Annotated in this window: 11 protein-coding genes; 6 read left to right on the plus strand and 5 right to left on the minus strand. The window is 35.0% G+C overall.

Annotation, left to right across the window (positions count from 1 at the left end; genetic code table 11):
- Positions 1 to 117 precede the first annotated feature (117 nt).
- Positions 118 to 1,338, minus strand: a complete 1,221-nt coding sequence (locus ACRD62_RS21740) for a hypothetical protein (RefSeq protein WP_430822199.1) — start codon at positions 1,336 to 1,338, stop codon at positions 118 to 120.
- Between the two features lie 47 nt (positions 1,339 to 1,385).
- Here ACRD62_RS21740 and ACRD62_RS21745 point away from each other — a divergent pair, with 47 nt between their 5' ends.
- Positions 1,386 to 1,577, plus strand: coding sequence for a DUF6132 family protein (locus ACRD62_RS21745; RefSeq protein ID WP_321410675.1), 192 nt, complete (start codon positions 1,386 to 1,388; stop codon positions 1,575 to 1,577).
- Positions 1,578 to 1,615: 38 nt separating this feature from the next.
- Here the strand turns inward: ACRD62_RS21745 and tdh are convergent, their stop codons facing one another.
- The 3 genes from tdh to ACRD62_RS21760 all read right to left on the minus strand — a co-directional run bounded on the left by tdh (position 1,616) and on the right by ACRD62_RS21760 (position 7,707).
- Entirely contained in the window at positions 1,616 to 2,647 is a 1,032-nt protein-coding gene (tdh, locus tag ACRD62_RS21750; RefSeq protein WP_430822200.1) for an L-threonine 3-dehydrogenase, read from the minus strand.
- Between the two features lie 258 nt (positions 2,648 to 2,905).
- Entirely contained in the window at positions 2,906 to 4,591 is a 1,686-nt protein-coding gene (locus ACRD62_RS21755; protein ID WP_430822201.1) for a SusD/RagB family nutrient-binding outer membrane lipoprotein, read from the minus strand.
- Positions 4,592 to 4,602: 11 nt separating this feature from the next.
- A complete protein-coding gene (locus ACRD62_RS21760) occupies positions 4,603 to 7,707 on the minus strand; it encodes a SusC/RagA family TonB-linked outer membrane protein (RefSeq protein ID WP_430822202.1) in 3,105 nt (1,034 codons plus the stop codon).
- 969 nt (positions 7,708 to 8,676) lie between these two features.
- Here ACRD62_RS21760 and ACRD62_RS21765 point away from each other — a divergent pair.
- On the plus strand, positions 8,677 to 9,963 hold the full coding sequence (locus tag ACRD62_RS21765) for an acetylxylan esterase (RefSeq protein ID WP_430822203.1): 1,287 nt from the start codon (positions 8,677 to 8,679) through the stop codon (positions 9,961 to 9,963).
- A gap of 82 nt (positions 9,964 to 10,045) precedes the next feature.
- On the opposite strand, the gene ACRD62_RS21770 is transcribed toward ACRD62_RS21765, so the two are convergent.
- A complete protein-coding gene (locus tag ACRD62_RS21770) occupies positions 10,046 to 10,495 on the minus strand; it encodes a GNAT family N-acetyltransferase (RefSeq protein ID WP_430822204.1) in 450 nt (149 codons plus the stop codon).
- A gap of 100 nt (positions 10,496 to 10,595) precedes the next feature.
- Here ACRD62_RS21770 and ACRD62_RS21775 point away from each other — a divergent pair, with 100 nt between their 5' ends.
- The 4 genes from ACRD62_RS21775 to ACRD62_RS21790 all read left to right on the plus strand — a co-directional run bounded on the left by ACRD62_RS21775 (position 10,596) and on the right by ACRD62_RS21790 (position 14,318).
- Complete coding sequence (locus ACRD62_RS21775; RefSeq protein WP_430822205.1) at positions 10,596 to 11,612, plus strand: pirin family protein; 1,017 nt, start codon at positions 10,596 to 10,598, stop codon at positions 11,610 to 11,612.
- Positions 11,613 to 11,652: 40 nt separating this feature from the next.
- On the plus strand, positions 11,653 to 11,832 hold the full coding sequence (locus ACRD62_RS21780; protein ID WP_430822206.1) for a hypothetical protein: 180 nt from the start codon (positions 11,653 to 11,655) through the stop codon (positions 11,830 to 11,832).
- Between the two features lie 263 nt (positions 11,833 to 12,095).
- Positions 12,096 to 13,364 carry a DEAD/DEAH box helicase gene (locus ACRD62_RS21785; RefSeq protein WP_430822207.1) on the plus strand — a complete coding sequence of 423 codons (1,269 nt, stop codon included), beginning with the start codon at positions 12,096 to 12,098 and terminating at the stop codon, positions 13,362 to 13,364.
- Between the two features lie 123 nt (positions 13,365 to 13,487).
- A complete protein-coding gene (locus ACRD62_RS21790; protein ID WP_430822208.1) occupies positions 13,488 to 14,318 on the plus strand; it encodes a nitroreductase family protein in 831 nt (276 codons plus the stop codon).
- The last annotated feature ends 26 nt before the right edge of the window (positions 14,319 to 14,344 follow it).

The raw sequence follows: 14,344 nt of genomic DNA on the forward strand, positions 1-14,344 counted from the left end.
CAATTCAAATCGTCACGCTATTAAAAATCGCTACAAGTACGACTAACAAAGAATTTCAAAGATCGTTTTTTAATCTTAATCGCCCACTAGTGATTTTTATTCTAAAAAAACGGAGTATTAATTGTGGCCCTTGGGATTTCTTAAGTCAATATCCTTCTGTAAAACCCAATTTCCTTTTTGAAATTTAAAACCGTTATATGAAAAATCAGGTCCGTAAAAGCGATAAACTCCCCGGTAAAATGACTCAGTCGGTTCCAGATTATCCATTACAATCATCTTCAAATCTTTATCGTACCGCATCATCATACTAGCCCCCGCCGAATACTGATATATTACCCGGTGACGCGTCAAACGATCTTCTTTAAAAACCGGTGCTCCAAATCGTAATCGGTTATTCTTAATGATAAGAACATCTAAAAGACGTGTTTTTACAAATTCGTCGTAGCCTTTATAACCTATTAATGTATAATAAGTCATATCTTTTTCTTTTGTCTCTATTATATCCAGATAAATAGCTCCATACCATTTCTTTTCTGTTAAAGAAGCACGTTCGGGCGATTTAATAGTTTCTGTGGCATCAGTTAAAGGATAAACCATAACAATACCTTGATCTCTGCTGATTACTGCACCATAAAACTCATATTTAAATCCTTCTTTCTGAATACTGTAGGTTGATATTTTAACTTTCTTATCTTTCGAAATAATAGTTTGCATACGGTTTAATCCTGCCAGATTAGAATCAAAATACGAAGGATTCTTCCATAGGTTATTTAAGCGTGACTGTATAATTTGGTTTAATGAGTCTTTGTCAGTATCGGTAGTTTGCAGAAATAGTTTCTCAAACCAACACTTGGTAATCAGATCGTGAGTTCTTACGTAAGTCACATCTGCATTATCTGTTATTTTTAAACCATATAATCCATTACTTTCATCATATTCTATATCAAGAAAAAGCTTTGGATAATTCTTTGTTGGTTTAATTTGAACTTCATTTTCAAATTGCCATATAACACCATTACCTGTTTCATTCTCTTTTACCAGCCATTCAATTTGTAGAGTATTTGCATAAGTAATTTCCGAGAAAGCAATCACCTCAATATTCCCATCTTTACTTTTGATTATCGATATTTTATTACTTAACGCTTTTATTTCACTTAAACTTTTTGATTTCCACAAAACCTTTATTTCATCTGATATTCTATTTAAATGAAATTTCTTTTTATTAAAATCCTTTTCCAGGTGCATACTGTCAAGCATAGATACCCATGAAACTGAATTCTGGGCAACAATATTCAAAGAAACAAAAGCTAAAAGAAATATAAAAAGTCGTCTATACATATATAGATTTTTATATATTTGCATGTATTTTATATAAATCGAAAGTAATGAAGATTTGGGAGAAAATAAAACGAAATCTTAAGGTAAGAAATCTGGTTGGACTCTTACTTGGAGCTGCGGCCGGTTATGCATATTATCATTTTATTGGCTGTAATTCAGGCACCTGCCCTATAACATCCGACCCAACAAATAGTATTATCTACGGAAGCATCATAGGAATTGTATGGACAATTAAGTAAAAATGCTTAGCTGATTACTAAGCATTTTATTTATTCTTTTATTCCCAGTCCAGTAGAACCTTTCCACAATTACCTTCTTCCATAACATCAAAACCTTTTTGGAAATCATCCACTTTGAAACGATGTGTGATGATTGGCGATAAATCCAGACCTGACATTAGCATCTGTTCCATATGGTACCATGTTTCAAACATTTCGCGACCATATATTCCTTTTAGTGTCAATCCTTTAAAAATAATATTATTCCAATCAACTGTTGTTGAAGAAGGTAGTATACCTAGTAACGAAATCTTACCTGAATTGTACATGCTAGAAACCAATTGATTAAATGCAATTGGTGAACCAGAACATTCCAAACCAATATCAAAACCAATCATACCAAGGTCTTTCATAACCTGATGAAGATCTTCTTTAATAGGATTTACAACACGTGTTGCTCCCATTTTTCTTGCAAGTTCAGCTCTGAACTCATTGGTTTCGGTAGCAACTACATATCGAGCGCCAGAAAAACGTGCTACTGATACGGCCATGCTTCCAATTAAACCTGCACCAGTAATCAGTACATCCTCTCCAATCAGAGGAAAGGATAATGCTGTATGGGTAGCATTACCAAACGGATCCATTATAGCAACAATATCATCAGGTATCTGCTTGTTAATTTTCATAACATTACTTGAAGGTACCTTTACGTACTCAGCAAAAGCGCCATCAATGTTAACTCCAATTCCGATGGTTCTTTCACAAATATGTTGACGTCCTCTGCGACAGTTACGACAATGACCACAAGCAATGTGCCCTTCGCCTGTTACTCTGTCACCTTCTTTAAACTCTTTTACCTCACTTCCAACTTGAGCAACTGTTCCTACATATTCATGGCCAATGGTCATTCCAACAGTAATTGTTTTTTGAGCCCATTCATCCCATTTATAAATATGTAAATCGGTTCCACAAATGGCCGATTTCTTCACTTTTATCAACACATCATTCGGTCCCACCTGAGGAACCTTTACTTCTGCCAACCAAATACCTTTTTCGGCTTTTGATTTTACCAGTGCCTTCATTGTTGCCATTCGTTTATAATTGAAATTGTTTCTTACTGTTTAAAAACTACTATTATTACTAATAACAAAGTTGCAAAAGGGTTTTGAGATCTGCTTATGATTATTGTCATCTCTGTGAAAAATATTTATTTAATATTTCATCATAACATAAAAAACACTTGAATTTACAAATCAACTCAAAGGTTATCAATATATATCTATATAAAAGGAGGTAACCAATTCTGATTACCTCCCCAACTTTAAAGTTGCTCTATGAAAAAAAATCTTTTACTTGGCCCACCATAATTTAGTTGCCTGCATATCTGCACCTTGAATACCCACAGCAATAGATGTTTCGCTACCATTATTGTTCCAGGCAGCATTTCCATAACGCATTCTTTGTGGATATAAACCATTCAAATCCCCTAATCCATATATATCAATATCCGAAACACCTTCTGCGAGTACACTTGGATAACCTAAGTCTCTAACAATCGACCATGCTTCAAAACCATCAGTATATGCAGCTATCCACCTTTGTATAGCAATTTTTTCAAGCTTTTCATCAGTGGTACCTGTTAATGATCCAAAAGAAGAAGTTGCTATATAAGCATCGGCCTCTGTACTTGAAACCTCCCAAACTAACATAGCTTGTTTAATTCCTTCTTGATACAAATCTTCAGCATTACCATTCCCCAAACCTAATACAGCTGCCTGAGCCTGTAAAAAGTAGGATTCAGCAGTTAACATTACAATTTCAGGAAAAATTGGTTTTCCTTCATTCTTATTTTGAATAACAATTTCTGCTGGTGTTGAGAAAAATGAATATTGTACAAAAGGTTTAATCTTATCATTCAAACGAGATGGTTGTCCTACATAATGAGTAGATACAGGCATTTGAACAATTACACTATCCGCATAATCCTCTCTTACGTAATCTACATTAGCATTATCAAGAGCGCTAACCATAAAATCTACCCTCTTTAAGAATAAGTCAGCTTCAGCACCTTCCGGTTTAGTAAATTTAGCTTTTCCTCCAGCTGCAGGTTTGGCATATTTAGATAAACGCGGATCATTTTCATTACGGAGAAAATCAACTAATGTTTGTCCAAGTGTCCAGTCAGAACCTGCACCAAAATTATACCATACATCACCATAAGAAGCACTTCCCCATTGCGATATTTCTGTATCTTTTTCCATTAAACAATTGTCATCTTCAGTAGTAAGCAATGGATTTTGCAATGCTTCTGTAATAGCTTGTTGAGCAAAATCTTCTCCTTCTGCTCCCAATGCTCGTAATGCAATTCTTAATTTTAAAGTATTTGCAAGCTTCTTCCATTTTTGTAGGTCACCTCCGTAATATAAGTCATTTTCACCTGCATCACTTACACCAACACCCGTTGCTGTTGCATCTCCAATAACAGCCATTGCCTCATCCAAATCATTAATTATGCCTTTGTAAATGGTTAATTGGCTATCGAACTTAGGTGTGACAATGGTTTCATCAGCTGCCTCTGTATATGGAATCATTCCAAAAACATCGGTAAACATCTGATAATATAACCCTTTCATTATCATACCCATTGAATGCATATAAAGATTTTCAAATTCACCTCCAGAATCAACCAGTTTCATAAAATTATCCAGATTTCCCAAATAACCTTCCAGCCAATCCCATGAAGCATCTGTATATCCACCATTATAAGAGTAACCTAACTCATCACTCCACCATGAAGCATTATGACCAAAGCATACATGACCAGAATATCTGTCAGCATGAATTAAATGTGCTCTCCAATATGGATATCTATCAGGAGCAAATAATTTATACTGTGGATCAGTCATAAAAAACTTACCACTTACTTCGTTAGTATAGAAGGCATCAGGTTTTGTGTTGATTTCCTCAAAACTATCGGTACATGCCCCTATTCCAGCCATGAAAACCAACACTATTAAAAATTTATATATTTTCATGATTAACATTTTTAAAAATTAAGATTCACATTAAAACCTAAACTTCTGGTTGTTGGCAAATTATACCATAAAACGCCCTGGGAAAAGTTACTTGTTGAGAAACTTGATTCAGGATCGAAATTGTCCATCTTTTTATATATAAAGAATAAATTGCGACCAATAAAGCTAACAGACGCCCCTTTAATAAAACCATCCTGCAAAAAGTTTTTAGGTACTCGATAAGTTAAACTTAATTCACGTAAGCGAACATTTGTTGCATCAAATACATACTCCGACGCAATAGAACTCATTGCTCCAAAATAATCCTGTGCACTAATTGTTGTTGTATTATTTGTGAATGTGTTATCACCATTATCAATAACACCATCAACCAGAATACCATCTTCTCTGTACATTAATGTTCTCTCAGAAACACCGCTTGCATCCAAACCAGCATCACTTCCTGAATATAATTCACCTCCAAATCGACCATCAACTAAAAGGCGTAATGATATATCTTTATAAGTGAATGTACTTGATAATCCACCTGTCCATTCTGGTTGGTAATTTCCTAATAATACTTTTTCTTCTGTTGCCTGAGGCCTTCCTGCCGCATTAACAACTTGTTTACCATCTTCAGTACGCTTAATAGTAGTACCATAAATATCACCATATCCACCTCCAACTGTAGCTTGTACAGCAACGTTGCCTGAATTGGTTGTACTAAAAATAAATACATCTGTATCTTCAATTAAACTAACCAATTCATTTTTGTTTTTCGAATAATTGAAAGTTAAATCCCAGGTAAAATCAGAAGTAGCTACAGGTTTTAAGCCTAACATAAGTTCAACACCCGAGTTTTTAATCTCACCAACATTTTCTCTGAAAAATGAATATCCTGTTGACGCTGCCACCGGCACATCAAAAATCAAGTCTTTTGATGTGATTTGATACCAAGAAAAATCACCATATATTCTATGCTTTAATAGACTCCATTCAAGACCAATTTCTGTGGAGGTAATTTCTTCAGCTTTTAAATCTGGATTGAATTTTACATTTGGACGCGTAACTACCGTTCTTCCAAGGTATCCATCTTGTGCTAAGTTATAATATTCATTAAGCTGGTACTCATTTGTATCATTACCAACTTTAGCCCAGCTCACTCTAAATTTAGCTAAATCTAATATATGATCTAATCCTACAAATAATTTATCAGCCAATAGTGAAAAACTAGCAGAAGGATAGAAATATGACCAATTATCACGACCTAATGAAGAAGACCAGTCCTGTCTTCCGGTTATATCAATATATGCTAAATCCTTATATGAAAAAGAAGCTGATGTATAAATTGAATTAACAATTTTCTCCTGCAAAGGATTGTATCCTGGCGTTAAGGTTACAGCATTTGATACGGTTGCTTTTGATGGAATTTTAAAATTTTCTCCAAAAATACTCATATATTCATATGTACGATATGAGTGATTACCACCAAAATTAAAATTAAGATTTAAATCGGTAGTTAATTCCTTATCTAACATGAATAAAAAGTCAGCATTTGTTTCCGAATTTTTAGAATTAGAGTAATTAAATCTTCCTGTACTAAAGAAATGATGTCCAGGCATATTAACAGTTTCTATTTTAGTATTGACCATATCAGTTCCTACTCTGGCAAAAGCTGATAACCAAGAAGTAAATTCATAGCTGGTCTTCACAAAACCAGTCCATCTTTCTCGTCTATCTTCATTAGTATCATGATTCAAAATCCAATATGGATTCCCTCCTGAGTTTGTATAACTAATAACATTAAGAGATTCTTCCGGATTTTGATATGTTTTGAAATCATCCAAAATCAGGTTTCGTGGCATTGGATATACATAGGCCATAATTCCTTCTGTTCCTTGAACAGCTCTGTTTCTCATGTCCTGATTAAAGAAAGTGACTTTTGCATCAACTGATAATTTATCTGTCAGATTCGTAAAAGCTCTTAAGTTGAAATTATGCCTCTTCATTTTGGAATTTGGAAGTATTCCATTTGTCGCATTGTTAGTATATGAAAACCTAAGATTTGATTTTTCATTTCCACCTTCAAGAGCAATTGTATTAACAAACTGGCTACCGGTATCAAAAAATTCCTTTACATTATCAGGTTGTGCTGAGTATGCTTTGTTAACACCTGTCCAATAAGGACGTTGAGTTCCATCAAATGCAGGTCCCCATGAACTAGAACTTTTTAGCTGAGTAATATCTTCAGGTACATTACCCTGAGTTCCCTGACCATATTTATTTTGAAATTCAGGCAGTAACATAGGATTATCAAAAGTATAACTAGAACTTACTGACACACCCATACCCTTCCTTGAAGTACCTTTTTTTGTTGTAATAAGTACAACTCCATTTCCTGCTCTGGATCCATATAACGCTGCAGCATTGGGTCCTTTCAATACTGTAACTGATTCAATATCGTCCGGGTTAATATCCGAAATCCCGGTACCATAATCTGCTCGAGAATATTCTCCGGTCCCTGATCCTGCAGCTGATCCTGCTCCAGAATTATCTACAGGAATACCATCAACAACATATAAAGGTTGGTTATTACCGGTAATTGAACTATTACCACGAATTATTACCCTAGCCCCACCTCCGGGACCAGAAGTAGATTGAGTAATATTAACACCTGCCACCTTACCTGCCAATGAATTAATAACATTTGGATCTTTGACCAAATTAACATCTTCACTTTTTAATTCTGTCACTGCATATCCCAATGCCTTCTTCTCTCTAGCTAGACCTAAAGCTGTGACCACAACTTCATCTACTCCAAATATTTCAGGATCTAAAGCTACATTGTAGGTTGTTGCATCTCCTACCGTTACTTCCTGAGAGGTCATACCTACAAATGAAAAAACCAAAACCGTACCTTGGGTAGCGTTAAGAGTGTAAACACCATCAACTCCGGTTATTGTACCATTTGTAGTTCCTTTTTCAACGACCGAAACACCCGGAATAGGCATACCGTCTTCAGAACTTGTAACCTTACCGGTTACACTTTTTCCCTGGGCAAACATGACTCCTGCCCCAATAATGAGTGCTGTTGAAATCAACACACACCTTTTTAACCAACTAAATGTTCGTTTCATAGATTTTTGATTTTTAATGATTGGTTAATTGGATTTATTAACAATTGGACAATTAATAATCACTGTAAACTGACAATTCATATTTAAACTTTGGATCCTTTCAAAATATCTGGTATTATGTATGATATGTTTAATTTCTATACCTATTACTACTTACTATTCATTTAACAAATCACTACTTCCTTTAGTTTAGAATGTTATTATTAAGAATAACAAAAAATAACAAATAGCTTTATTTAATATTTTTTTACAATTTAAAACATTTTTCAAGTGTTTCAAAAAATTTATAATACATATCTTAATAAGACATCCTTAATAAAAGTTTTGTTTTTCGGCAATTAATATTCATGCTGAATAAATTTGAAATCTATATCAGTAAAGAATATTTATAACTCTAAGAAATAGCTAACACATCTTAACCTAACAATATACTTATGCCAAGCTTATTAATGTAACCTTATTAATCAGTAGACAAAAACAATAAAAGCAATAGAACAAGAATCAGCAGAATCACCAACACAACACGAATAATTGCATACCGTCTGGCATCTTCTTTTAAATGATCTTTTCTATTTTCTTTATCAAATGTCAACTTATTCCTTTTTATCGTAACGTTTGTTTTAAACTAGAACCTAAAACTACCAATCATGCCAATTATTCAATTGAACTAATGTTGAATTAAATTGAATTTTTCATGACGAAACATAACTATTGATGCACAATAACAATAATGTTGCACGCTCCAACATTATTGCACTCCATAATGTTTTAATTATAAGAACCATGCAATGAAGCATAAATACAATTTTACGTAGGCATATAAACTACCGTTTAAATATTACTGTCGTAATTCCAAAGCTTGGTTGATAAAAAAGTATAGGATTATGCATTATTCATACAATTAATAAAGCATACTAAGTTTGTGGTTTATTGCCATGCATGCTACCTTCGATTCAAACATAATTTTAAATGAAAACTTCTATTCTTTTAGTTCTATTCTTTGTAATATTTCTAATAAATCAATCTGTTTTAAGTCAGGTCACAATCAAGCCCGATCATATTGATGGAGTATATAAAAAAAGTGAAACAGTTAAATGGACAATCCAATTTAATGATAAAACAAAGGTTGATTCATTGCATTACAAATTAATTCCCGGTGGATTAAATATCTACCAGGAAGGTATTCTTTCAAAAAATGACACCATTATCACATACAAATTTGATTCTCCAGGTACTGTGCTTTTAAAAATAGGTTGGAAAAATGATAAAAATGAAATACAATATGCTAAAGGTGGTGCTATTGCAAACTCTGGCAAAATAGAACTATCGGATAAAAAACCTGATGATTTTGAAGTTTTCTGGGAATCGAAGATTGAAGAACTGCAAAAAACACCGGTAAATGCTCAAATTAAAAAAGACTCATGTAAAGTAAATGGAGTTGATTATTATAAAATATCCATGGATAACATTCGTGGCTCTAAAATACAAGGTCAGTTAGTTAAACCAAGCAAAGGAAATAAATTCCCGGCACTATTGATTGTTCAATGGGCAGGTGTTTATCCACTCGAAAAAAACTGGGCTACAGGATATGCACAAGATGGCTGGCTGGTTCTTAATATTCTTGCCCATGACCTACCCATTGATAATGATAAGCAGTTTTACGAAGATCAATTCAAAAATGAATTGAAAGATTATTGGACAATTGGCAATGAAGATAAAGATGAAAGCTATTTTCTTCGAATGTACTTATCCTGTTACAGAGCTGCCGAATATCTTACCAGTAGAGAAGATTGGAATGGAGAAACTTTAGTAGTTACCGGAACCAGTCAGGGAGGCATGCAGGCACTTATGACTGCTGGTTTATTCGCGGGAATTACAGGATGTGTTGCATTGGTGCCTGCAGGCTTTGATATGATGGGACCTGTCGTTGGCCGAAAAGGAGGATGGCCACAATGGTATGATTGCACATGGGGAGATCGTAATCCGGATAAAGTAAGAAACGCCAGCAAATACTATGATGTTGCCAATTTTGTGTCTAAAATTAAATGTCCTGTTTATGTTGGAGTAGGTTTAATTGATGAAGTTTGTCCTCCTGAAGGAATTATTGCAGGTTTAAATCAACTTAAAAAGAAAAAGAAAGAGATAATGATAATGGTTGATTCACCTCATCAGAATGTAAACGGATCGCAGGATAATTTTAATCATATGAGAGATAAGGTCTGGTTTCCAGCTTTAAGAGACGGTAAAAGACCATAAAATATTTTTGTACTCTCATTTCATATACAATTATTTTACATTAAGTAAGTACAAGGATGGCCCGGCAAGTTTGTCGGGCTTTTTATTGAAGTTGTTTTAAAAAACATCTGCTATCTTTTACATCAACATATTGACCGTAATTAGGTATAAGATGGTAATCATTCTTTGTATAAAGAGCAATTGCTTCCGGTTGTCGAATACCTGTTTCGAGTATACATTTTTCATAACCTGATTCAAACGCCCATTTTTCAAGTTCTTTTAATACGATTGATGCCAACCCCGTCCCTCTTTTTTCTGGCAATGTGTACATACGTTTTACTTCCATGGTATTTTCATCATAAGGCTTAATTGCCCCACAAGCCACAGGCCGATCATCTATGATAACCACTACCACATGATTGATTTGATCAATCTTATTATACTGAGCAAAAAATGCATGATCATCACCATCCCTTTTAGCTAAATCCGCATCTAAGAGTTTAACCAAATCAATAAAATCCTGATCTTTAGAAGTAGTTCTTTTGATAATCATGGTCATTTTATTTTAAATCAAACGTAGTTAATGAATATTAAATTGAATTTAACCGTTGAACAAACAAATTGTTTCACTCCTTTTTATTCAAAAGACTATCATGAATAATAAACTAATTAAGAATATTAAACCATTGGGTTTTACCTGGGTGACCAATGATCCGTTTTTATTTTGTGTACACCATCGTGATCTTTATCCTGAAGGTAATGACCAAATGGGACCTGCAGCTTCATTGTCGGGTAGAAACATAGGACAGGATTTTTCTGAAGAAAATGATTGGCGAATGTATCACGGACATAAGGTACCCGGATTTCCGGCTCATCCGCATAGAGGATTTGAAACCGTAACTGTTGTTCTGGAAGGTTTTGTTGATCATTCAGATTCGAATGGTTCAACCGGAAGATACGGAAATGGTGATGTTCAATGGATGACAGCTGGATCTGGCTTACAACATGCAGAAATGTTTCCACTGGTACATGATGATAAACCCAATCCATTGGAGTTATTTCAGATTTGGTTAAATCTTCCTAAAGCCAATAAGCATGTTACACCGTATTATAATATGCTATGGTCTGAAGATATACCTAAACATCAAATCAAAGATGAACAAGGAAAAGTTAGCGAAATAACTATCATAGCCGGCCAATTCGATCATATTTCGGCTCCTAAACCTGCACCCGATTCATGGGCTGCAAATGAAGAGAATCAGGTTGGCATATGGTTGGTTAAAATGGAGGCTGGTGCAAAATTGTCATTACCTGCCGCTTCTGCAGATATCAACCGATCTGTCTATTTCTATAAAGGATCTAAAATTACAATTGCCAATACCAAGATTAAACCTTACAACTCAATAGATGTATATGCAAATGAGCAAACATCAATTATAAACAGTAACGAGAATTCTTACCTACTGATTTTACAAGGCAAACCAATCAACGAGCCAGTTGTGCAACATGGGCCATTTGTAATGAATGACGAAGCTGGAATCAGACAGGCTTTTATGGATTATCAAAAAACACAGTTCGGTGGTTGGCCCTGGCAAAATTATGATGTGGTTCAACCACGTGATAAAAGACGGTATGCCATTTATGCAGATGGAAGGGAAGAAATCAGGTAAGGTAACGGATCAATTTCTTCACACATGATTATTTTTTAGGTTGAATAATAGTTTATTCGAGAGAAATGCTTCAGATACCAACCCGGAAGGATATAACATGGGAATGTGGATTTTTAGTGCATTAGGTATTATTGAATTGATCTTTAGTTTACTATTGTATAAAACCGAAAAAGGTCCCAAAGGCCACGGCCTGGAAAAACCTTCAGCCAACGCTGTTTAATTAAATTCATAAATCAACGGAGGGTATTTCCCTCCGTTTGTGTATCAAAACATTCAAAATCATTATAACAACTTATAGCCTTTCTTGTAGCTACTCCACAGATCATTTTAATCCCTAAACAATTTTATTTAGAAGTAGTAATTAATTGTAATATCTTTGCAGCCTAATTAAGTAAAACAAGCAAGGCATCGCTATGGTAGCAATGAGCTCTTAATTCACCACTATTATTTTGTGAGCCCTTGTTATGCATAGAAACACAATAAATGAAATTCGAAGATTTAAAATTACATCCTTTTATATTAAAAGCATTGAAGGATGAGAACTATTCAGAACCAACTTCTATACAGGCCAGAGCCATTCCTTTGGCATTAGAAAAAACTGATATTTTAGGTAATGCACAAACCGGAACCGGAAAAACGGCTGCTTTTGCCATACCTATTATTCAGCATCTGATTAATGAAAATGGTCAAACCAAAGGCAAAAGACGCATTACTTCATTGGTAGTTACGCCAACCCGGGAGCTGGCCATACAAATTGGGGATAGTTTTAAAGCCTATGGTAAGTACAGTCATTTACAAAACACTGTTATCTTTGGTGGTGTACCACAAAACCCACAGATCAGGCAACTTAAAAATGGAACAGACATATTGATTGCTACTCCAGGTCGTTTACTCGATTTAATGGATCAGGGGCATATCTCGTTACGCAATGTAAAATATTTTGTGCTTGACGAGGCTGATCGAATGTTGGATATGGGATTTATCCATGATATTAAAAAGCTATTGTTAAAGTTACCCAAAGAGCGCCAATCTCTTTTCTTCTCGGCTACCATGCCGCCAAAGATACTTAAGTTGTCGCAACAAATACTTGTTAATCCCAAGACTGTAGCAGTTAATCCGGTATCATCAACTGCAGAAACAATACAACAACAACTTTATACTACCAACAAGGAATCAAAGAAAAACCTGTTGTTTCACATTCTTGAAAATAAAGAACTGGAACAGGTATTGATGTTTTCGAGAACCAAGCATGGAGCGGACAGAATTGTACGCAACCTGCGAAATAAAAAAATTGACTGTGCTGCCATTCATGGAGATAAGAGTCAGAATCAACGACAGAAAGCACTGAAACAATTTAAAGATGGCCAGATTCGTGTGCTGGTTGCAACTGATATTGCTGCCCGTGGAATTGATATTGATAAACTGCGCTTTGTAATCAACTACGACATTCCAAACGAACCGGAAACCTATGTGCACCGAATCGGGCGATGTGGTCGTGCCGGCGAAGAGGGAGTTGCCATATCTCTATGCGAGCCTGAAGAAAATGCATATGTAAGAGATATCGAAAAGTTGATTAAACAAAAAATAGAAGTTGTAAGCGACAATCCTTTTCCGCAAACTGATAAACCCATGAATACAGAAGAGAAAAAGGAATTTGAGAAGGAGAAGCAACGTAAAAAGGATGAGTTTTTTGCCAACCGTAATAAAAAACGGGGCAGTCAAAATCCTGGTTTCCGCCGAAAAAGAAGATAATATAATAGCTGCTCCCCGATTCTCATCGGGGAGTTTTTTGTTTCTATTTCCGCTATTTTAATAAAATTAGAATTGAGCTCCGGGAAATTCATTATTTTCACGCCTCGAACAAACTAATAAAACATGCTTGATTTTAAAATTGACGAGGCTAAATGTACCCAATGTTCATTATGCGCTAAGGAATGTCCTTCTTTGATTATTGATGGAAAAAACGGAATACCGGTTATAAAAGAAGGAAAAGAGAAAAACTGTATTAAGTGTCAGCATTGTTTGGCTGTTTGCCCAACAGGTGCTCTTTCAATATTTGGCAAAAATCCTGAAGACAGCATAGAAGTTACCAGTGAGATTCCTTCGGCTGAAGAAATGGAACGATTGATTAAAACCCGTCGTTCGGTTCGTAAATTTAAAAAGGTAGAATTGGAAGAAGCCACAATTCAAAAATTGATTGAAAGTGCTGCTTTTGCTCCTACGGGTCATAATAAAAACCAGGTATTACTATCGGCAACCTATACCAGAGCCGAAATGGATAAAGTGCGCGAAGCTGTTTACAATGCCATTAAAAAAGCCAAAGAAGAAGGTAAAGTGGAAGGATCATTAGCAATGTATGGTGCTTTCCAGCAAGTATGGGAATCCAAAGGAATTGATGTCATCTTCCGCGATGCTCCACACCTGATAATTGCTACTGCTCCTGCAACAAACAGCAATAGTGTTGCTGACTGTGTAATTTCGCTTAGTTATTTTGAGTTATTAGCCAATTCAATGGGAATAGGCACTCTATGGAATGGCTTTTTAAAAGCAGTGATGGAACATGTGGCAAGCGAATTAAAAGGATTGTTTAATATTCCTGAAGATCATACTATTGGTTATATGATGGTATATGGATTACCTGCTGTGAAATTTGCTCGCTCAGTTCAGTCAGAAGGATTGCATTTGAATCGTATTCAGCTAAGATAATTTCGAGGGTCGGATCTTTATTATTA

Source organism: Carboxylicivirga caseinilyticus (genome assembly GCF_050589785.1).
Classification (GTDB): Bacteria; Bacteroidota; Bacteroidia; order Bacteroidales; family Marinilabiliaceae; genus Carboxylicivirga; species Carboxylicivirga caseinilyticus.